This is a genomic window from Streptomyces sp. Pv4-95, from assembly GCF_045782725.1.
Lineage (GTDB): Bacteria > Actinomycetota > Actinomycetes > Streptomycetales > Streptomycetaceae > Streptomyces.
In genome coordinates this window covers 6,108,468-6,127,684 of the sequence record NZ_CP127172.1, presented here as the reverse complement: position 1 = coordinate 6,127,684, position 19,217 = coordinate 6,108,468, and the positions used below count along the sequence as shown (strand labels likewise).

Annotated in this window: 19 protein-coding genes and 1 riboswitch; of the genes, 10 read left to right on the top strand and 9 right to left on the bottom strand. The window is 72.6% G+C overall.

The features are described from left to right. The first annotated feature begins 62 nt into the window (after nt 1–62). From QOM21_RS26820 to QOM21_RS26810, 3 genes are all read left to right on the top strand, one after another. The gene (locus QOM21_RS26820) at nt 63–677 is read left to right on the top strand and encodes a TetR/AcrR family transcriptional regulator (protein WP_407553574.1); all 615 of its coding nucleotides are present in this window, start codon (nt 63–65) and stop codon (nt 675–677) included. 358 nt (nt 678–1,035) lie between these two features. Further along, nucleotides 1,036–1,656, top strand: a complete 621-nt coding sequence (locus tag QOM21_RS26815; RefSeq protein WP_407553573.1) for a DUF4126 domain-containing protein — start codon at nt 1,036–1,038, stop codon at nt 1,654–1,656. A 58-nt stretch (nt 1,657–1,714) separates the two neighbouring features. Further along, nucleotides 1,715–3,235: a phytoene desaturase family protein gene (locus QOM21_RS26810; protein WP_407553572.1), complete on the top strand. Its 1,521-nt coding sequence runs from the start codon at nt 1,715–1,717 to the stop codon at nt 3,233–3,235. A 115-nt stretch (nt 3,236–3,350) separates the two neighbouring features. On the opposite strand, the gene QOM21_RS26805 is transcribed toward QOM21_RS26810, so the two are convergent. The 5 genes from QOM21_RS26805 to QOM21_RS26785 form a co-directional block, all read right to left on the bottom strand. Further along, nucleotides 3,351–4,499, bottom strand: coding sequence for a hypothetical protein (locus QOM21_RS26805; RefSeq protein WP_407553571.1), 1,149 nt, complete (start codon nt 4,497–4,499; stop codon nt 3,351–3,353). Between the two features lie 36 nt (nt 4,500–4,535). Next, on the bottom strand, nt 4,536–5,453 hold the full coding sequence (gene metF / locus QOM21_RS26800) for a methylenetetrahydrofolate reductase [NAD(P)H] (RefSeq protein ID WP_407553570.1): 918 nt from the start codon (nt 5,451–5,453) through the stop codon (nt 4,536–4,538). Between the two features lie 179 nt (nt 5,454–5,632). Continuing rightward, the gene (thiE, locus tag QOM21_RS26795; protein WP_407553569.1) at nt 5,633–6,283 is read right to left on the bottom strand and encodes a thiamine phosphate synthase; all 651 of its coding nucleotides are present in this window, start codon (nt 6,281–6,283) and stop codon (nt 5,633–5,635) included. 116 nt (nt 6,284–6,399) lie between these two features. Continuing rightward, entirely contained in the window at nt 6,400–6,765 is a 366-nt protein-coding gene (locus tag QOM21_RS26790; RefSeq protein WP_407553568.1) for an Rv2175c family DNA-binding protein, read from the bottom strand. A 156-nt stretch (nt 6,766–6,921) separates the two neighbouring features. Continuing rightward, on the bottom strand, nt 6,922–8,163 hold the full coding sequence (locus QOM21_RS26785; protein ID WP_407553567.1) for an NAD(P)/FAD-dependent oxidoreductase: 1,242 nt from the start codon (nt 8,161–8,163) through the stop codon (nt 6,922–6,924). A 156-nt stretch (nt 8,164–8,319) separates the two neighbouring features. Beyond that, a riboswitch (TPP riboswitch) is annotated at nt 8,320–8,432 on the top strand. Between QOM21_RS26785 and thiO the strand changes: the two genes are divergently transcribed. The 6 genes from thiO (at nt 8,430) to QOM21_RS26755 (ending at nt 14,382) form a co-directional block, all read left to right on the top strand. Then, nucleotides 8,430–9,656, top strand: a complete 1,227-nt coding sequence (gene thiO, locus QOM21_RS26780) for a glycine oxidase ThiO (RefSeq protein ID WP_407553566.1) — start codon at nt 8,430–8,432, stop codon at nt 9,654–9,656. It overlaps the preceding riboswitch by 3 nt. Continuing rightward, a complete protein-coding gene (thiS, locus tag QOM21_RS26775) occupies nt 9,653–9,868 on the top strand; it encodes a sulfur carrier protein ThiS (protein WP_398556122.1) in 216 nt (71 codons plus the stop codon). Before thiO ends, thiS begins: the two co-directional genes overlap by 4 nt. 9 nt (nt 9,869–9,877) lie before the next feature. Next, nucleotides 9,878–10,672, top strand: a complete 795-nt coding sequence (locus tag QOM21_RS26770; protein ID WP_407553565.1) for a thiazole synthase — start codon at nt 9,878–9,880, stop codon at nt 10,670–10,672. Nucleotides 10,673–10,818: 146 nt separating this feature from the next. Beyond that, nucleotides 10,819–12,792 carry a Stk1 family PASTA domain-containing Ser/Thr kinase gene (pknB, locus tag QOM21_RS26765; RefSeq protein ID WP_407553564.1) on the top strand — a complete coding sequence of 658 codons (1,974 nt, stop codon included), beginning with the start codon at nt 10,819–10,821 and terminating at the stop codon, nt 12,790–12,792. 81 nt (nt 12,793–12,873) lie between these two features. Then, nucleotides 12,874–13,776 (top strand): deoxyribonuclease IV, encoded by a 903-nt coding sequence (locus QOM21_RS26760; protein WP_407553563.1) that lies wholly within the window; start codon nt 12,874–12,876, stop codon nt 13,774–13,776. A gap of 69 nt (nt 13,777–13,845) precedes the next feature. Beyond that, nucleotides 13,846–14,382, top strand: coding sequence for a DUF4396 domain-containing protein (locus QOM21_RS26755; protein ID WP_407553562.1), 537 nt, complete (start codon nt 13,846–13,848; stop codon nt 14,380–14,382). 35 nt (nt 14,383–14,417) lie between these two features. Here the strand turns inward: QOM21_RS26755 and QOM21_RS26750 are convergent, their stop codons facing one another. Then, entirely contained in the window at nt 14,418–15,050 is a 633-nt protein-coding gene (locus QOM21_RS26750) for a sulfite oxidase-like oxidoreductase (RefSeq protein ID WP_407553561.1), read from the bottom strand. 148 nt (nt 15,051–15,198) lie between these two features. On the opposite strand from QOM21_RS26750, the gene bfr reads away from it, so the two are divergent. Further along, entirely contained in the window at nt 15,199–15,675 is a 477-nt protein-coding gene (gene bfr, locus QOM21_RS26745) for a bacterioferritin (RefSeq protein WP_393892255.1), read from the top strand. A 49-nt stretch (nt 15,676–15,724) separates the two neighbouring features. Here the strand turns inward: bfr and QOM21_RS26740 are convergent, their stop codons facing one another. From QOM21_RS26740 to QOM21_RS26730, 3 genes are all read right to left on the bottom strand, one after another. After that, nucleotides 15,725–16,051: a bacterioferritin-associated ferredoxin gene (locus tag QOM21_RS26740; protein ID WP_407553560.1), complete on the bottom strand. Its 327-nt coding sequence runs from the start codon at nt 16,049–16,051 to the stop codon at nt 15,725–15,727. Between the two features lie 100 nt (nt 16,052–16,151). Next, nucleotides 16,152–17,501, bottom strand: coding sequence for a class II 3-deoxy-7-phosphoheptulonate synthase (locus QOM21_RS26735; protein ID WP_407553559.1), 1,350 nt, complete (start codon nt 17,499–17,501; stop codon nt 16,152–16,154). Nucleotides 17,502–17,683: 182 nt separating this feature from the next. Then, the gene (locus tag QOM21_RS26730) at nt 17,684–19,084 is read right to left on the bottom strand and encodes a PLP-dependent aminotransferase family protein (protein ID WP_407553558.1); all 1,401 of its coding nucleotides are present in this window, start codon (nt 19,082–19,084) and stop codon (nt 17,684–17,686) included. Between the last annotated feature and the right edge of the window lie 133 nt (nt 19,085–19,217).

Sequence of the window (19,217 nt, the reverse complement as noted above, 5' to 3'; positions counted from 1 at the left end):
CGGCCCTGCCGGAGCAGCCGCGCGGCGCGCATCACACCGCGGGGACCGGCACAATCGCCCCCATGGACAGCTCCACTACACGCCGCGATGCCACCCGGCGCAAACTCTTCGACGCCGCGGTCACCCTCATCGCGGAACAGGGCTTCTCGTCCACCACGGTGGACGAGATCGCCGAGCGGGCGGGCGTCGCGAAGGGCACCGTCTACTACAACTTCGCCAGCAAGAACGTGCTCTTCGAGGAGTTGCTCCGGCACGGCATCGAACTGCTGGCGTCCTCCTTGCAGGCGGCCTCCGAGGAGGTCGCCGACCGGGGCGGCACCCGGATCGACGCGCTGGACGCGATGATCCGGGCCGGTCTGGACTTCATCTCCCGCTACCCGGCGCTCACCCAGCTCTACGTCGCGGAGCTGTGGCGCACCAACCGCGCCTGGCAGTCGACCCTGATGGTGGTGCGTGAGCGGGCCATCACGGTGGTGGAGGGCGTCCTGCGGGAGGCCGTCGCCGGTGGGGAGCTGAGCGAGGACATCGACATCCCGCTCACCGCGTCCGCGCTGTTCGGCATGGTGCTGGTGGCCGCTCTGGACTGGCAGTCCTACCAGCCGGACCGGTCGATCGACGATGTCCACGCGTCGCTGTCGCGACTGCTCCAGGGGCGGGTCAGCGGCCGCCCCGCCTGAGGGCGGGTGACGCCAGTGCGCGCCGTACGGCCAGGTACGGCGCGCACCGTACGGGTGCCCGGCACAAAAGAGAGCGCTGCCCTGGCGCGGATCGTTCCCCCATCGATCCGACCAGGACAGCGATTCCCCCGTGCTCCCCCGTGCTCCCCCGTGGAGCCCCCGTACTTCCCCCGTCACGTCCGGGAGCCGCGCCGTTCCGCCGCCCCGTGTCGGCGGTGCGGCGCCGCTTCCCTTCCGTGGTCCCCACTCTTCCTTCCGCGGGGCCGCCGGCCCATCCGCGTACCTACTCATCTCGGGGCCTGAGTACGGATACTCAAAGCTGAGCACCGCGCACCAGGGCTGCCCTACGATCGCCCGTGTGTCCGTACTCCCGTTGGTGTTCACCAGTGGCTGGGCGAGCGGGATCAACGCCTATGCCGTCGTCCTGCTCCTCGGCCTGCTCGGCGCGACCGGGGTCGGTGACGACGTCCCCGCGGCGCTCCAGCGGCCCGATGTCCTGATCGTGGCGGGGCTGCTGTTCCTCTGCGAGGCGGTCGCCGACAAGGTCCCGTACGTGGACTCGGTGTGGGACGCCGTGCACACGGTGATCCGGCCGGTCGCCGGTGCGGTGGTGGCGGCCCTGCTGGCCGGGCACGACGGATCGCTTCCCGAGCTGGCGGCGGGCGCGGTGGGCGGCTCCACGGCCCTGCTGAGCCATCTGGTCAAGGCGGGCACCCGGATCGCGGTGAACACCTCGCCGGAGCCCGCGAGCAACATCGTGCTGAGCGTGGTCGAGGACCTGGGCGTCGCCGGGGTCATCGTCTTCGCGGTGTTCCATCCGCTGGCCGCCGCGCTCATCGCCGCCGCGCTGCTGGTCGCGGGCGCCACCGTGGTGATCTTCCTGTGGTCGCGGATCCGCCGCTATCTGCGGGGCCGGCGCGAGCGGCGCGCGGCGAAGCGGCAGCCTGCGATGGTGCGGGGCGCGGCGCCACCGGGCTGAACCAGCTGAACCACCGGCCGTGCGGGCGTTGTCGGAGGGGCCGGATAAAGTCGCAGGCATGGCACGTATTGCGGTGATCGGCGCCGGGATGGGCGCGATGGCGGCCGCTGCCCGGCTGGCCGTCGCGGGCCACCGGGTGGCGGTGTTCGAGCGCGGCGCGACGCACGGCGGCGCGCTGCAGCGGTTCGAGAAGGACGGCTTCGCCTTCGACACGGGCCCCGGCCTGCTGCATCTGCCGGCCGTCTACCGCGACCTGTTCGTCAAGACCGGCCGTGAGCCGCTGGAGCGCTGCGTCGAGCTGACACAGGTCGACCCGGCGGTGCGCCATGTCTTCGCGGACGGCACCGCCGTCTCGCTGCCGAACGCCTCACGGGCCGGCGTGGTCGAGGCGCTGGACACCGCGCTGGGCGCCGGCGCGGGCGAGCGCTGGAGTGCGTACATGGGCCGCGCCCGCGAGACCTGGGACGCCACCCGCCGGCCGTTGCTGGAGGAGCCGCTGCGACCGGACTGGCGGGTGCTCGGGCGTGACCCGTATCCGGCGGTGCGCAGACGCGGCCTGTTCGGGCGGGGCAAGGGCTCGACGACGGCGACGCTCGCCGCCGTCGCCCGCCGCGAGTTGGCCGATCCGCGGCTCGTCGCGCTGCTGGAGAACCATGCGTCGGCGTACGGCTTCGACCCGCGCAGCGCTCCGGCGAGCGCGGCCGTGCTGCCCTACATGGAGGAGACCTTCGGGAGTTGGTACGTCCGCGGCGGCATGCGCGCGCTGGCCGACGCCCTGTTCGCGCGCTGCACGGCCCGCAAGGTGGAGTTCACCTTCGGGGCCGAGGTGACCGGGATCGTGGAGAAGGACGGCCGGGCGGCGGGCGTCGAACTCGCCGACGGCCGGGTGGAGGAGGCGGATGTCGTCGTGGCCGGTGTCGCCCCGGCCCTCCTTGAGCCGATGCTGCGGGGCGGACTGCCCTGGGGTGACGACGATGTCCGTCCCGGCGGCACCGCGGAGGCGCGCGCCCCGGGTCGGTTCACCGTCGCCCTGGCGCTGAGCGGCCGCCGCCCGCAGGACGCCGTGCACCGCACGGTCGTGCACACCGCGGACCGCGGGGCCGAACTGTCCGCGGTGTTCGGCGAGGACGCGTCGCGGGACGGTGCGTGCACCGACCCGACGGTGACGGTCCTGCGGCCGGACGACCCCGGCTGCCGGCCGGATGACGACCACGAGGCCGTGACGCTCACCGCGACCGTCGCCGCTCCCCTCCGGGCGGAGACGCCCGCCGGGCCGGGGTGGGCGGAGTCCTTCGCCGAGCGGTTGACGGAGATCGCCGAGGCCGCGGTGCCCGGGCTGCGGGAGCGGCTGCTGTGGCGGGAGATCCTGCCGGCGGGCGCGGAGGCGCGGGTGCCCGGACCGGCACTTGCCGGCGCGGACGGCCGCTTCCTGCGGCCCGCCAACCGCACCCGCGTCCCCGGGCTCTACGCCGTCGGCGGCTGGTCGCACCCGGGCGGCGGCCTTGCGCATGCCGGCATGTCCGGTGCGATCGTCGCGGGCCTGATCGTGAACGGCGACGACTGGCGCGGCTCGACCTGACGCTGAGGGAGGCGTGCTCGCGCCGGCCGTCGGAGCTCACCCGTCGAAACGTGAGCGCCGGAACACCGCCTCGGCGGCAGCTCAGTAGTGGCACTGGCTCGTCAGCGGCAGTGGCTCAGTAGCGGTAGTGCTGTTCGTCGTAGCCCTGCGGCGAGTTCGACGGGTAGGGCGGCTGCTCGGGCGGGAGTTCCCCGTCGCGCTGCTGCGGCACCCAGACCCCACCGGGCGGTGTCGTGCCGTAGCCCTGCCCGTAGTCCTGGCCCAGCTGCTGCCCCTGCCCGTCGGACGGCTGGCCGTACTGCTCCCCATAGGGCGACCCGCCATAGGGATCCGGCTGCGCGTAGGGGTCGTACGGCGCGGAGTACTGCTGGGTGCCGATGTACGGGTCGGAATAGGGCGTCTGCTGCCCCTGGCCTTCGCCGTACCCGCCATACCCGCCGTACGGATCGGCGTAGGCGTCCTGGCCGGCGGCGGGCTGACCGTAACTGCCGCCGTATCCATAGCCGTTGCCGTCGCCGTTCCCGTTGCCGACGGGGTTGCCGTAGGCGTCGTAGCCCGGGTAGTCGGGGTAATCGGCCTGCGAGGTGCGGGCGTCGGGGCTGTAGATGCCGTACTGACCGGTCTCGTCGGGCAGCGGCTGCGGTGCGTAGACGGCGGTGTCGTGACGCGCGTAGGCGTCCTGGCCGGCGTAGGTCTGCTGGTCCTGGTAGGGGTCCTGCGCGCGGTAGCCGTCACCGGGGCCGTAGGACCCGTCGCCGGCGTAAGTTTCCTGGACCAAGGGGCCGTTCAGGGTGTCGTCGCCGTACGCGCCCGTGAAGACGTTCTGGTCCTGGTAGGCGTCCTGGCCGTTCGGTCCCGCGTAGGCGCCGTGCTGCGGCGCGTAGCCGCCCGCGTCGCCGCCAGCCGCGCCGTCGCCGACGGGCACCGCTTCCAGATCGGACACCTGCAAGGTCGGCTCGGCGGCCGGCGCCGCGGCGGACCGGGCCCTGCGCCGCCGGCTCTCGCCCGGTTTGCCGCCCAGCGCCCAGCCCGTGGAGAAGCCCCGGCGGAAGGAGAGCGTGACGTTCGTCTGCCCGACCGCGAAGGCGATGGCACCCAACGCGATCACGATCACCGAGGGGATGACGACCCCGAGAACCACGCCGAGGAAGCCCGCGAAGGCGAGCAGCCGCCAGCGCAGCCGGGCCTTGTACTGGAGCAGGACCTCACCCAGCAGCCACAGCGCGACGAGGCCGAATGCGATGTAGAGGACCGTCCAGCCCATATACGCCCCTCTTCCGCCGCTTTCCGGCCACCGTCATCAGGACTGCTGGTGCAGCCCCAGATTCTCGTAGATTTCCAGGGTCGCCGTGGAGTGGTTCAGGGTAATGAAGTGCAACCCGGGAACGTCCTCGGCCATCAAGCGCGCACACAACTCCGTTGCGTACTCGATGCCAATGGAGCGTACAGCGGCCGGGTCATCCTTGACGGCAAGGATGCGTTCGGCCAGCTCCGGCGGGAAGGCCGCGTTGCTGAGCTGCGCGAAACGCTCGATCTGGCGCACGTTCGTGACCGGCATGATCTCGGGAATGATCGGCGTCGAGCAACCGGCCGCCGAGACGCGGTCCCGCAGCCGGAAGTAGTCCTCCGGGTAGAAGAACATCTGCGTGATGGCGAAGTCCGCGCCGGCCCGGCACTTGTCGACGAAGTGGGCGATGTCGGAATCCCAGTCCGCCGAGCGCGGGTGCATCTCGGGGAAGGCGGCCACGCCGACGCAGAAGTCGCCGGACTCCTTGATCAGCTGGACGAGGTCGGCCGCGTAGCCCACACCGTCGGGGTGCCGCACCCACTCGCCCATCGGGTCGCCCGGCGGGTCCCCGCGCAGCGCGAGCATGTTGCGGATACCCGCACCGGCGTACTGCCCGATGATGTTGCGCAGGTCGGCCGTGGAGTGGTTGACCGCGGTCAGGTGGGCGACCGGGGTGAGGGTGGTGTCCGTGGCGATGCGCTCGGTGGCGCGCACCGTGCCGTCACGGGAGGTGCCGCCGGCGCCGTACGTCACGGAGACGAAGGTCGGGGAGACGGCCTCGATCCGGCGAATGGCGTTCCACAGGGTCCGCTCGCCCTTCTCGGTCTTCGGGGCGGCGAACTCGAACGAATACGACTGCTTGCCGGAAGCCAGCAGCTCGCGCACAGTCCGTGCGCGATCAGTCCTGGTGGAAGCTGTACCTAGGGCCATACGGGCAGGTTAACCACCGGCCGGTCACACTCCAACCGGCACCGGCGTTATGCCTGGTAAGCCGGTTTCATGTCCACTGGTTGGACATCTCCCGGCCATCCGCGCGTCCTGAAAGAAGCGGCGCCACCTGGAACAGGGCACGCGGCGCGGTGGTTCCGCGCCTGCGGTGTGCCCGAGCCTCACACGTCCCGGGCGCGTACCCGCTTCGCCAGCGACGCGGCCGCCGCGGCGGGGTCGTCCGCCTCGGTGAGCGCGCGGACCACCACGATCCGCCGCGCGCCGGCATCCAGCACCTCGTCCAGGTTGTCGGCGTCGATCCCGCCGATCGCGAACCAGGGGCGCTCGGGGGCGCGGGAGGCGGTGTGGCGGACCAGGTCGAGGCCGGGGGCGTGGCGGCCGGGCTTGGTGGGCGTCGGCCAGCACGGCCCCGTGCAGAAGTAGTCCACGCCCGGTTCGGCGATCGCGGCGTCCACCTCTGCCTCGGCGTGGGTGGAGCGGCCGATGAGCACGCCCGTGCCGAGGACGGCGCGGGCCGCGGGCACCGGGATGTCGCCCTGTCCCAGATGCAGCACCTCGGCGCCGGCGGCGTGGGCGACGTCCGCGCGGTCGTTGACCGCCAGCAGCTTGCCGTGCCGCCGGCAGGCGTCCGCGAGGACTTCGAGGTGGTCGAGCTCCTCGGCCGCCTCCATGCCCTTGTCGCGCAGCTGGACGATGTCCACACCGGAGGAGAGCACCGCGTCCAGGAACTGCGGGAGGTCGCCCTGCCGCTTGCGGGCGTCCGTGCACAGATACAGCCGGGCGTCGGCCAGGGCCTGTCGTGCGGTGTCCATCGGGCGGTGTCCCCCCAGGTCGGCGGTGTACGGGCCGGACGGTCCGGCCCGTACACCCCTCGGATGCGGTTACGGATGCTGGTGTGTGCTGATGTGCGCGTGTTCGCGCCGGTGCGTCAGACGGCGAGCGCCTGAGCGCGGCGCTTCACCTCCGTGCCGCGATTCTCGCGCAGCGCCTGCGCCGGGGTGCCGGGCAGGCTCTCGTCGGGCGTGAAGAGCCACTCCAGCATCTCCTCGTCGGCGAAGCCGTCGTCGCGCAGGAGGGTCAGGGTCCCGACCAGGCCCTTGACGATCTTGCCGTCCTTGATGAAGTCGGCCGGCACGTGCAGTGCCCTGTTCTCGCCGCGGCGCACCGCGATCAGCTGGCCCTCCTTGACCAGCTGCCGGACGCGCGTCACCTCGAGGTCGAACTCTTCGGCGATGTCGGGGAGGGTGAGCCAGGCGGGGACGAGTCCATCGATGTTTGCGTCAATCTCGGTCACAGGACAAGCGTGCCACCTCGCACTGACAGCCGGTAGCCGGGCATCGCCGTAAGGGCCCCGCGGGCACACCGCTGGGTGAGCCGCGCGGGCCGCCCCGCCTGGTGGCCCGGCCCTCCTCCGGCGGCGCGGCGCCCGGTGAGCGCCCCGATCCGCCCGCTACCGGGCCGCCGATTTCAGCGGTACGGAGGCCAGTGCCGCACGGTCGGGATCCAGCCTCGTGCCGCGCTCGATGAGCTTGCGCCCCTGCGCGAGGTCCCGGGGGCGCCCCACGGCCAGCAGCGCCACCAGGGCGCCCTCGCGCAGCCACAGCACCGTCCATGCGGCGCCGGCCGGATCGCCGCGCCAGACCAGCGTGTCGGCCGCCGGGTGGTGGCCCGCGTACTGCACGAACCGGCCGAACTGCTCGGACCAGAAGTACGGGACCGGGTCGTAGACCATGCCGGGCGCGGCGCCGCGGGCGATGTTCTCGGCGACCGTGCGCGGGCCCTGGAGGGCGTTGTCCCAGTGGTGGATCAGCAGCCGGCGGCCGTAGCGGGCGGACGGGAAGGAGGCGCAGTCGCCGACCGCGAACACATCGGGGGCGGAGGTGTGCAGCCACTTGTCGGCCACCACGGAGCCGTCCTGCGGGGCCAGCTCGATTCCCGAACCGCCCAGCCAGCCGGTCGCCGGCCTGGCACCGATGCCGACCACCACCGCGTCGGCGGGCAGCGTCGTGCCGTCCGCCAGCTCGACCGCGCCCGGCCGAACGGAATCGACCGGTACGCCGGTGCGCAGCTCGGCCCCCGCCTCGGTGTACCAGCTGGTCATGTGGCCTGCGACCTCGGCGGGCAGCGCACCGGCCAGCGGGCGGTCGGACGCCTCGACGACGGTGACCGGGCAGCCGGACTCGCGGGCGGCGGTCGCGAACTCGGCACCGATCCAGCCGGCCCCCACGACGACGATGCGCTTCCCGGCGGCCAGCACCGGCCGCAGCCGCTCCGCGTCGTCGAGGGTGCGCAGCAGATGGACGCCCGGCTGCGACTCACCGCCCGGCAGGTGGATCGGATCGGCGCCGGTGGCGATCACGGCGTAGTCGTACGGCACCGGCCCGTCGGCCGTCTCGACGACATGGGCGTCCGGCGCCAGGCCGGTGACCGGCCTGCTGAGCTGCAGATCGATGCCGAGGGCGGGGAAGTCGACGTCGAAGGCGGAGCCGTCGGCCTTGCCGAGCAGCACCGCCTTGGACAGCGGGGGCCGGTCGTACGGCTGGTGGGGCTCGTCGCCGAGCAGCGTGATCGCGCCGCGCCAGCCCTGTTCGCGCAGCGCGACCGCGGTCTGCACACCCGCGATTCCCGCGCCGACGATCACCACGCGCGGCGTGCGGTCAGGGGCCTGGGAGGACTTGCTCTGCTCGCTCACCCGATCACTCTAGGACGGCGGGTCGCGCCGTTCGCAGCAGCGCGCAAGGAGATCTCTGACACAGCGTCACCGGGGCGCTCGCGGGTAGGCCGGCCCGCCGAAGGCCCGGGGGCGCTCCCTTACGACGTGTCGCGGGCGCGTATTAGGGTGACGGGTACACGCACTCGCGGGAGCCCGGACGCACCGGGCTGAGAGGGAGGCTGGCCGGCCTCCGACCGTACGAACCTGATCCGGGTCATGCCGGCGAAGGGAGGGGCTGGACGCCCATGCATCCACCTGCCACACCATCGGCTCCTGCGGACACGCACCCCGATGTCCTCGTCATCGGGGGCGGCATCATCGGACTGGTCACCGCCTGGCGGGCGGCCGGCCGCGGGCTGCGCGCCGCCGTGGCCGACCCCGCGCCCGGCGGTGGGGCCGCCCGCGTCGCCGCGGGCATGCTCGCCGCCGTCACCGAGCTGCATTACGGCGAGCAGACCCTGCTCGGGCTCAACGTCGCCTCCGCGGAGCGCTATCCGCGTTTCGCGGCCGAGCTGGAGGAGTCCAGCGGGCAGCGGATCGGCTACCGCAGGTGCGGCACCCTCGCCGTCGCCCTGGACGCCGACGACCGCGCCCACCTCCGCGAGCTGCACGCGCTGCAGACCCGGTCGGGGCTGGATTCGCAGTGGCTGACGGGGCGCGAGTGCCGCCGTCTTGAGCCGATGCTCGCGCCCGGCGTACGCGGCGGTCTGCGGGTGGACGGCGACCACCAGGTGGACCCGCGCCGGCTGGCGAGCGCCCTGCTGATCGCCTGCGAACGCGCCGGGGTGGCCTTCCACCGCAGCTGGGCGGAGCGGCTGACGGTCCAGGGCGGCCGGGCGGCAGGCGCCGGGCTCGCCGACGGCACCCGCCTGTCGGCCGGCCAGGTCGTGCTGGCCGGGGGCAGTCACAGCGGGCGGCTTGCCGGTGTCCCCGAGGAGGTGCTGCCGCCGGTGCGCCCGGTCAAGGGCCAGGTGCTGCGGCTGCGCATGCCGGAGCCGCCACGCGGGGGCTCGCCCCTGCTGTCGCGCACCGTACGGGCGGTCGTCCGCGGCGGCCCGCTGTATCTGGTGCCCCGGGAAGACGGGGAACTGGTCGTCGGCGCCACCAGCGAGGAGCTGGGCTGGGACACCACCGTCACCGCCGGCGGGGTCTACGAGCTGCTGCGGGACGCGCACGAGCTGGTCCCCGGCATCACCGAGCTGCCGCTCGTCGAGACCTGCGCGGGCCTGCGTCCCACCTCGCCGGACAATGCCCCGATGCTGGGCCCGACCGCGCTGCCCGGCCTCCACCTGGCCACCGGCCACTTCCGCAACGGGGTGCTGCTGACCCCGGTCACCGGCGACGCGATGGCCGAGGTACTGGCCACCGGAAACCTCCCGGAAGAGGCCCGCCCCTTCTCCCCCGCGCGCTTCTCCGCCACCGCCGGTGCGCGGCCGGAAAGCGCCCGCGCCCCACAGGAGCAGCCCGTATGAGCGCCCCGACCGTATCCGTGTCCGTCAACGGCGAGTCCCGCGACGTCCCCGCCGGCCTCACCCTGGACCGGCTCGTCGCGACCCTGTCCAAGGCGCCGGCGGGTGTCGCCGCCGCGGTCAACGAGACCGTGGTGCCGCGCACCCGCTGGCCCCTCACCCCCCTCGGCGACGGTGACCGCGTCGAGGTGCTCACCGCGGTCCAGGGAGGCTGATCCGCACCGATGGCCGATGATCTTCTCACCATCGCCGGGACCACGTTCCGGTCCCGTCTGATCATGGGGACCGGTGGCGCGCCCAGCCTCGACGTCCTGGAGCGTGCGCTGCTCGCCTCCGGTACGGAACTGACGACGGTCGCCATGCGGCGCCTGGACCCGACCGTGCAGGGCTCGGTGCTGTCCGTGCTGGAACGGCACGGCATCCAGGTGCTGCCGAACACCGCCGGCTGCTTCACCGCGGGCGAGGCGGTCCTCACCGCCCGGCTCGCCCGGGAGGCGCTCGGCACGGACTGGGTCAAGCTGGAGGTCGTCGCCGACGAGCGCACCCTGCTGCCCGACCCGATCGAGCTGCTGGACGCCGCCGAGACGCTGGTGGACGACGGCTTCACGGTGCTGCCGTACACCAACGACGACCCCGTGCTGGCCCGCAAGCTGGAGGAGGTGGGCTGCGCCGCGATCATGCCGCTCGGCTCCCCCATCGGCTCCGGCCTGGGCATCCGCAACCCGCACAACTTCCAGCTGATCACCGAGCGGGCCGGGGTCCCGGTCGTGCTGGACGCCGGTGCCGGCACCGCCTCCGACGCCGCGCTCGCCATGGAGCTGGGCTGCGCGGCGGTGATGCTGGCGTCCGCGGTGACCCGGGCCCAGGAGCCGGAGCTGATGGCGGACGCCATGCGGCACGCGGTCGAGGCCGGCCGGCTGGCGCACCGCGCGGGCCGGATCCCGCGCCGGCACTTCGCGCAGGCGTCCTCGCCCGCCGAGGGCGTGGCGGAGCTGGATCCGGAGCGACCCGCGTTCTGACCGGCGGGCCGCCCTCCGCTCCGGGCCCGGGAGCGGCGGGCGGGCACCGTCCGGAAACGGCGGTCCTGTCACCGTTCGGCTGCAGTACGCCGCGGGGGACCGCCGCGGCGTACTCCTGTCGGTGCTTCCTCGTAGACTCGTCTGCCGTGGATACCACCCTTCAGGACCCGCTCGTGGGCCAGCTGCTCGACGGCCGCTACCGCGTCCAGGCGCGCATCGCCGCCGGCGGTATGGCCACCGTCTACCGGGCCGTGGACACCCGGCTCGACCGCGTGCTGGCGCTGAAGGTCATGCACCCGACCCTCGCGACGGACCAGGCGTTCGTCGAGCGCTTCATCCGCGAGGCCAAGTCGGTCGCGCGCCTGTCCCACCCCAACGTGGTGGGCGTCTTCGACCAGGGCGCGGACGGCACCTACGTCTATCTGGCGATGGAGTACGTCGCCGGCTGCACCCTGCGCGACGTCCTGCGCGAGCGGGGCGCCCTGCAGCCGCGGGCCGCGCTGGACATCCTGGAGCCGATCCTCGCGGCCCTGGGCGCCGCGCACCGCGCCGGCCTGGTGCACCGCGACATGAAGCCGGAGAACGTCCTCATCGGCGACGACGGCCGGGTCAAGGTCGCCGACTTCGGCCTGGTGCGCACCGTCGACACCCAGACCACCTCCACCGGCGCGATCCTGGGGACGGTCTCCTACCTCGCCCCCGAGCAGATCGACAGCGGCACGGCCGACGCCCGGGTCGACGTCTATGCCTGCGGCGTGGTGCTCTACGAGATGCTGACCGGCGCCAAGCCGCACACCGGCGGTTCCGCGGCGCAGGTCCTCTACCAGCACCTGCACGAGGACGTACCGCCGCCCTCGCAGTCCGTCCCCGGCCTGGCGCGGCAGCTCGACGAGCTGGTCGCACTGGCCACCTCCCGCGATCCGCAGCAGCGCCCGCAGGACGCGGTCGCGATGCTGTCCCGCACGCGCGCGGTCCGTGCCGAGCTGACCGACGCGCAGCTGGACGCGGTGCCGCCGCAGGCGACGGCGCCGGCCGCCGACGGCACGGGCGCCGAGCGTACGGACGTCCTGCCGCGGCCCGGCGGCGTACAGCTGCCGCTGCCCGGTGCCGCCGGGGAGGCGGAGCTGAACCGCACCAGCCGTCTCGAAGTGCCCGCGGACACCGCGCCGCCCACGGACCGCACCACGCGGCTGCGCCGGGCGTCCGCGCCCGCGCCGCGCGCCGGTCTGCTGCAGCGGCGCAAGCTCGCCACCGTCCTCGCGGCCGTACTGCTGCTGCTCGGGGTGGGCACCGGCGTCTGGTACATCAACTCCGGCCAGTTCACGACCGTCCCCGCGGTGCTGGACATGACGCAGGCCAAGGCGGAGAAGACGCTGCGCGGCGAGGGGCTCGGCGTGAAGGTGGCGCGCGGTTACAGCTCGAACGTCCAGCGCGGCCATGTCATGGCGACGGATCCGGCCAACGGCAAGCGGATCCGGGGCAACGGCACGGTCACCCTCACGATCTCCCGCGGCCCCGAGATCGTCTCGATCCCGGACCTGTCGGGCACACCCGCCGCCGACGCCAAGCGCCGGCTGCGCGACCTCGGTCTGACGCCGGGCACCGAGAGGCGGGCGTTCGACGAAGAGGTCGCCAGGGGCTCGGTGATCCGTACGGACCCGGCCGCGGGCAGCAAGCGGCGGCCCGATACGGCCGTGGCACTCACGATCAGCCGGGGCGCCGAGGTGGAAGTGCCCGATGTGGTCGGCGACGACCGGGCCGACGCGCAGGAGACGCTGCGCGAGGCCGGGCTGCGGGTGAAGTTCGCGGCGGCGCCGGTCAACTCCGAGGAGGACAAGGGCACCATCGCCCGGCAGTCGGTGGCCGAGGGCGAGAGCCTGGGCGAGGGCGAGACGATCACCCTCACGATCTCCAAGGGCCCCGAGATGATCACCGTTCCGGACCTCACCGGCAAGGACGTCGAGGACGCCAAACGGGAGCTTTCGGCCCTCGGGTTCCAGGTCGAGGTGAAGAAGCCGTTCCTCTTCCCGCAGGACACGGTCGACTCCCAGTCGGTCGAGGGCGGGGAGAAGGCCCCCAAGGGCGACACGATCACCATCAGGCTCAAGGGAGCGCTGTAGCGGCGATCCGCGCGAGCTCGCCGCCGGTCCTGGGCCCGGACCGGCGGCGGGCGTCCGCGGTGGACCTGGCACCCTGGGAAGGTGACCACTTCCCCTTCCCCGCAGCCCTCCCGTCGACGTAATCCGGTCGGGGGCCATGTTCCGGTGGCCGGCGGCCTGGCCAAGGTCGGTCTCCCCTACGCCCGCGAGATCGGCGGCGAGACCGTGCAGGTCTTCGTCGCCAACCCGCGCGGCTGGGCGACCCCGCCCGGCAACCCCGAGCAGGACGAGGCGTTCCGGGCGGCTTGCGCACAGGACGGGATCCCGGCCTACGTCCACGCCCCGTATCTGATCAACTTCGGCTCGCACACCGAGGCGACAGTCGACAAATCCGTGGAGTCGCTGCGCCACTCGCTGCGGCGCGGTCGGGAGATCGGCGCGCTGGGAGTGGTCGTGCACACCGGCTCGGCGACCGGAGGACGGCCGCGGGACGTGGCCCTGGCCCAGGTCAGGGAGCGGATGCGGCCGCTGCTCGACGAGCTGACGCACGACGACGACCCGTGGCTGCTGCTGGAGTCGACGGCCGGCCAGGGGGCGTCGCTGTGCGCACTCGCCGAGGATCTCGGGCCGTACTTCGACGCGCTGGACCGGCACCCCAAGCTCGGGATCTGCCTGGACACCTGCCACGCCTTCGCGGCGGGCCACGACCTGGCGGCACCGGGCGGTACGAAGCTGCTTCTGGACGAGCTGGTGGAGGTGGCCGGCGAGGGCCGGCTGCGGCTGATCCACGCCAACGACTCCAAGGACGTGGTGGGCGCCCACAAGGACCGCCACGCGAACATCGGCGCGGGCCACATCGGCGCCGAGCCGTTCGGGGAGCTGTTCGCCCACCCCGCGACCGCCGGCGTTCCGCTGGTGATCGAGACGCCGGGCGGCAAGGAAGGGCACGCGGCGGACGTGTCCCGCCTCAAGGAGCTGCGCGAGGGCTGTGCTCCGATCTCTTGATGCATACCCTAGGGGGGTATAGTTTGTTGATGGTCGGGAAGTAGCCGCACCCTCCCCCTGGGGGTTTCGATGAAGCTGCACGGGCACGAGGCACACCGCGAACACGCGGATCCCACCGGACACGAACAGCACGCGCCCCACGCCCCCGCCGGACCGGACGCTCACGCACCGGCCGGCTGGGGCATGGCCGCCCGCGCCACCCTGCACTGCCTCACCGGCTGCGCCATCGGCGAGGTGCTCGGCATGGTGATCGGCACGGCCCTGGGCTGGCACAACATCCCGACGCTGATCCTCGCGATCGCGCTGGCCTTCTTCTTCGGCTACGCGCTCACCCTGCGCGGCGTCCTGCGGACCGGCCTGGACCTCAGGGCCGCCGTCAAGATCGCCCTGGCCGCGGACACCCTGTCGATCGCGGTGATGGAACTCGTCGACAACAGCGTGATCGCCCTGATTCCGGGCGCGATGGACGCCGGCCTGTCGCGCTGGCTGTTCTGGGGGGCGCTGGCGCTCTCACTCGTGGTGGCGTTCGTCGTGACCACGCCCGTCAACCGCTGGATGATCAGCCGCGGCAAGGGGCACGCGGTGGTGCACAGCCGGCACGGCTGACACGGCCCGGCCGCCACGCGCCGGGCCGGCCGCACTCACAGCTCGGGGCCGTCGCCCGGCTCCTCCTGATAGGAGTACCGCTGCTCCTGCCAGGGGTCGCCGAGATTGTGGTAGCCCCGCTCCTCCCAGAAGCCACGGCGGTCCGCCGTCATGTACTCGATGCCGCGGACCCACTTGGGGCCCTTCCAGGCGTACAGGTGGGGGACGATCAGCCGCACCGGGAAACCGTGCTCGGCGGTGAGGAGTTCACCGGACCGGTGGGTGGCGAAGATGCAGTTCTCCGCCGCGAAATCCTCCAGCCGCACATTCGAGCTGAAGCCGTACTCCGCCCAGACCATCACGTGCGTGACATCGGGCGCCGGCGGCGCGAGTTCCAGGATGGTCTGCGTCCGCACCCCGCCCCATTCAGCGCCCAGCATGCTGAATTTGGTCACGCAGTGCATATCCGAGACGACCGTGGTGTACGGCAGCGCGGCGAATTCCTCGTGCGTCCAGCAGTGTTTTCCGCCGTCCGCGGTGGCGCCGAACGCACGGAACTCCCAGCGCTCGGGGCGGAACTTGGGAACCGGCCCGTAATGCGTCACCGGCCAGCCCCGCTGCAGTCGCTGCCCCGGAGGCAGCTGAGAATGCTCCTCTTCGCGGCGTTCCGGCTGACCCATGCCCTCCATGTTGTCAGACCGGACGGGGTGCCGATGACCAGGGCGGCAGGGATTCGGGCAACTCATACTAAGCGTGCACTTACTGGACGGGCCGCTTCACGCGGTGCAAGGATGCGCGGCACCTGCCCAGATTCCCGTGCGGAAGGAGCCCGCTGCCATGCAGGGCGACCCCGAGGTCCTCGAATTTCTCAACGAGCAGCTGACCGCCGAGCTGACCGCGATCAACCAGTACTTCCTGCACGCCAAGATGCAGGAGAATTTCGGCTGGACCAAGCTCGCGAAGTACACGCGCAGCGAATCGTTCGACGAGATGAAGCACGCGGAACTCCTGACGGACCGCATTCTCTTCCTCGACGGCCTGCCGAACTACCAGCGGCTGTTCCATGTGCGGATCGGCCAGACCGTCACCGAGATGTTCCAGGCCGACCGGCAGGTCGAGGTGGAGGCGATCGACCGGCTCCGGCGCGGTATCGAGCTGATGCGCGCCAAGGGCGACATCACCTCGGCGAACATTTTCGAGGACATCCTCGCGGACGAGGAGCACCACATCGACTATCTCGACACCCAGCTGGAGCTGGTCGAGAAGCTCGGGGAGGCGCTCTACATCGCCCAGCTGATCGAGCAGCCGAGCTGAGACCGGGCGATGCGCACCCGGCGGCGGGTGATCACGCGCCCGGAAAGCGCTAGGCGGCCTCCGGGAGCACCGCGGGCTCCGCTTCGGCCACCTCCGCGACCAGCGGCTCGGGTGCGCCGTTGTCGATGAGTTCGCGCCGGGGGCAGGCGCCCCGGCCGAGCAGGGCCTGGATGCGGCGCACACAGCCGCCGCAGTCGGTGCCGGCCTTGCAGGCGGACGCTATCTGGCGGGGCGTACAGGCGCCCGTGCCCGCGTGGTCGCGGACCTGCTGCTCGGTGATGCCGAAGCAGGAGCAGACGTACACGCGGGTCACCTCCTGGGAGGACGGCTCGTCGATCTGGCTGATCTTGAGTGAGGTTACCCTTACCTTACCCATAGCGGCGCACCTGCACAACGCGATGGGGCGCGGATCACAGGATCCGCGCCCCATCGTTGTACTGTCGGTCGCCGTCGCCGCAGGTCAGCGACGGATGGCCTCACTGATCGCGGTACATCTCCGCCACCAGGAACGCCAGGTCGAGCGACTGGCTGCGGTTGAGCCGCGGGTCGCAGGCCGTCTCGTAGCGCTGGTGCAGATCGTCGACGAAGATCTCGTCGCCGCCGCCCACGCACTCCGTGACGTCGTCGCCGGTCAGCTCGACGTGGATACCGCCCGGGTGCGTGCCGAGGCTCTTGTGGACCTCGAAGAAGCCCTTGACCTCGTCCAGCACATCGTCGAAGCGACGGGTCTTGTGACCCGAGGCCGCCTCGAAGGTGTTGCCGTGCATCGGGTCGCAGATCCAGGCCACCTGGGCACCGGAGGCGGTGACCTTCTCGACCAGCTCGGGGAGCTTGTCGCGGACCTTGTCCGCACCCATACGGGTGATGAAGGTCAGCCGGCCCGGCTCGCGGTCCGGGTCGACGCGCTCGATGAGCGTGAGCGCGTCCTCGGGCGTGGTCGTCGGGCCCAGCTTCACCCCGATGGGATTGCGGATGCGCGAGGCGAATTCGAGATGCGCGCCGTCCAGCTGACGGGTGCGCTCACCGATCCAGACCATGTGGCCGGAGACGTCGTAGAGGTCGCCGGTGCGCGAGTCGGTGCGGGTCAGCGCCGACTCGTAGTCCAGGATCAGCGCCTCGTGGGAGGCGTAGAACTCGACGGTACGGAACTCCTCGGGGTCCACCCCGCAGGCGTTCATGAAGTTCATCGCGCGGTCGATCTCGCGGGCCAGCGCCTCGTAGCGCTGTCCGGAGGGCGAGGACTTCACGAAGTCCTGGTTCCAGGCGTGCACCTGGCGCAGGTCGGCGTAGCCACCGGTGGTGAAGGCACGCACCAGGTTCAGCGTCGCCGCGGAGGCGTGGTACATCCGCTTCAGCCGCTCGGGGTCCGGGATGCGGGCCGCCTCGGTGAACTCGAAGCCGTTGACGGAGTCGCCGCGGTAGGTCGGCAGGGTCACGCCGTCGCGGGTCTCGGTCGGCTTGGAGCGCGGCTTGCTGTACTGACCGGCGATCCGGCCGACCTTGACCACCGGGACGGACCCGGCGTAGGTCAGCACGGCGCCCATCTGCAGCAGCGTCTTGAGCTTGTTACGGATGTGCTCGGCGGATACGGCGTCGAAGGCCTCCGCGCAGTCGCCGCCCTGAAGCAGGAACGCCTCACCACGGGCGACCGCTCCCAGGCGCTCGCGCAGCTGGTCGCACTCGCCCGCGAAGACGAGCGGCGGATAGGACTCGAGCTCCGCGATCACATCGCGCAGAGCCTCTTGGTCCGGCCAGTCAGGCTGCTGCGCCGCGGGCAGGTCTTGCCAGGTGTTGCCACCGGCGTGGGTTTCAGCGTTCACGGTCACGTTCCCCACATTACGGGGTCGCAGGGGGGCGTCCGCCAGTCGCCCGGAGTTTGAGACGGACTCCACTCCACTCCGCTCCGACCAGCGGTGATCGGCACGGCGGGGACGGGGCGCCGGGGCCGGCCGGACCTCCGCCCGCACCGTTTACTTCCGCCACGCCGGCCGCCGTCCCGGCCAGTCCCTCACTCCGGCAGGGAGTCGTCCGGGGAGCCGTGGGCGAGGGCGGCGAGCGTGGCCAGGGCCTGGGAGAGCAGGGCGGGCGGCGGGCTCGCGAGCGCGAGCCGCACGGCGTTCGGGGCGGGGCCGGTCCCCTGGGCGCCCTCCGCGGCGACCGCGAACGCGGCGGCGGGGGTGACGGCGATCCCCCGGCGAGCGGCGGCCGCCAGGAACATCTCGGCGCGCCACGGCGCGGGCAGCTCCCACCAGGCGAAGTACGAGCCGGGGTCGGCGTGGACGGAGAAGCCCGCCAGCTGCTCCTTGACCAGGGCCTGACGGGCGGCGGCGTCGCGGCGCTTGGCGGCCACGATCCGCTCCAGGCTGCCGTCGGTCATCCAGCGGGTGCTCGCCTCCAGCGCGAAGCCGGTGGCGGTCCAGCCGCCGGAGCGCAGGGCGGCGGCGAGCCGGTCGGTGTGCGAGGCCGGTGCGACGGCGAGGCCGATGGTCAGGCCGGGGGCCAGCCGCTTGGACAGGCTGTCGACGAGGAAGGTGCGGTCGGGCGCGAGGGTGGCGAGCGGCGGACCTGCGGTGCCGGGGCCGGCTCCGGGGCTGCCGTCCTGCTTCAGGAAGCTCCAGATGGCGTCCTCCACCGCCCACAGGTCCAGCTCTTCCAGGAGCGCGGCGAGCTCCCCCCGGCGCTCGGCGGGCATCGTCACGCCCAACGGGTTGTGGAGGGTGGGCTGGACATAGAGCGCACGCAGCGGGGCGGCACGGTGGGCGGCGCGTACGGCGTCCGGGCGCAGCCCCTGGTCGTCGGTGGCGAGCGGGACGAGGGTGATGCCGAGCCGGGCGGCGATCCCCTTGACCATCGGATAGGTCAGGGACTCGACACCGAGTCGCTCACCGGGCGGCACCAGGCAGGCGAGCGCTCCGGCCATCGCCTGGCGACCGTTGCCGGCGAAGCGGACGAGGTCCGGTTCGGTCCGCAGGCCCGTCCCGGCGAGCAGCGCGGCCGCGGCGTCGCGGGCGGCGCCGGTGCCTGCCGGACCCGCCGGGCGCAGGGCGGCTTCGAGGGTGTCCGGGCGCAGCAGCGGCGTGAGTCCGGTCGCGAGCAGGGCGGCCTGTTCGGGGACGACGGGGTAGTTGAGTTCGAGGTTGACGTGCAGGGCGCCCGGGGCGGGTGGTTCGGCCAGCGCGGGGCCCGGCGCGTGCTGGGCGGCGCGGACGTAGGTGCCGCGGCCGACCTCGCCGACGGTCAGGCCGCGGCGGGCCAGTTCGCGGTAGACGCGGGTGGCGGTGGAGTCGGCGATCCGGCGGCTGCGGGCGAAGGCCCGCTGGGTGGGGAGGCGGTCACCGGGGCGCAGCCGCCCGTCGGCGATCTCCGCGGCGACGGCGTCGGCGATGCGCTGGTACTCCTCCGCGGCCATGCCCTGCCCCTTCCCTCATGCTCCGGTTCCGGATGCATCCCCGTAACCGTCGGGTCCCCATCATTGCACCGAGTGCAATGTTTATATTGCACCGAGAGTGTGCACCTCATAGCATCGAGCCGTCAAGGGGCCA

Coding starts and splice junctions, on each gene's coding strand:
- QOM21_RS26820 (WP_407553574.1), top strand. CDS start 63: ATGGACAGCTCCACTACACGCCGCGATGCCACCCGGCGCAAACTCTTC.
- QOM21_RS26810 (WP_407553572.1), top strand. CDS start 1,715: ATGGCACGTATTGCGGTGATCGGCGCCGGGATGGGCGCGATGGCGGCC.
- QOM21_RS26805 (WP_407553571.1), bottom strand. CDS start 4,499: ATGGGCTGGACGGTCCTCTACATCGCATTCGGCCTCGTCGCGCTGTGG.
- metF (WP_407553570.1), bottom strand. CDS start 5,453: ATGGCCCTAGGTACAGCTTCCACCAGGACTGATCGCGCACGGACTGTG.
- thiE (WP_407553569.1), bottom strand. CDS start 6,283: ATGGACACCGCACGACAGGCCCTGGCCGACGCCCGGCTGTATCTGTGC.
- thiO (WP_407553566.1), top strand. CDS start 8,430: ATGCATCCACCTGCCACACCATCGGCTCCTGCGGACACGCACCCCGAT.
- thiS (WP_398556122.1), top strand. CDS start 9,653: ATGAGCGCCCCGACCGTATCCGTGTCCGTCAACGGCGAGTCCCGCGAC.
- QOM21_RS26770 (WP_407553565.1), top strand. CDS start 9,878: ATGGCCGATGATCTTCTCACCATCGCCGGGACCACGTTCCGGTCCCGT.
- QOM21_RS26755 (WP_407553562.1), top strand. CDS start 13,846: ATGAAGCTGCACGGGCACGAGGCACACCGCGAACACGCGGATCCCACC.
- QOM21_RS26750 (WP_407553561.1), bottom strand. CDS start 15,050: ATGGAGGGCATGGGTCAGCCGGAACGCCGCGAAGAGGAGCATTCTCAG.
- bfr (WP_393892255.1), top strand. CDS start 15,199: ATGCAGGGCGACCCCGAGGTCCTCGAATTTCTCAACGAGCAGCTGACC.
- QOM21_RS26740 (WP_407553560.1), bottom strand. CDS start 16,051: ATGGGTAAGGTAAGGGTAACCTCACTCAAGATCAGCCAGATCGACGAG.
- QOM21_RS26730 (WP_407553558.1), bottom strand. CDS start 19,084: ATGGCCGCGGAGGAGTACCAGCGCATCGCCGACGCCGTCGCCGCGGAG.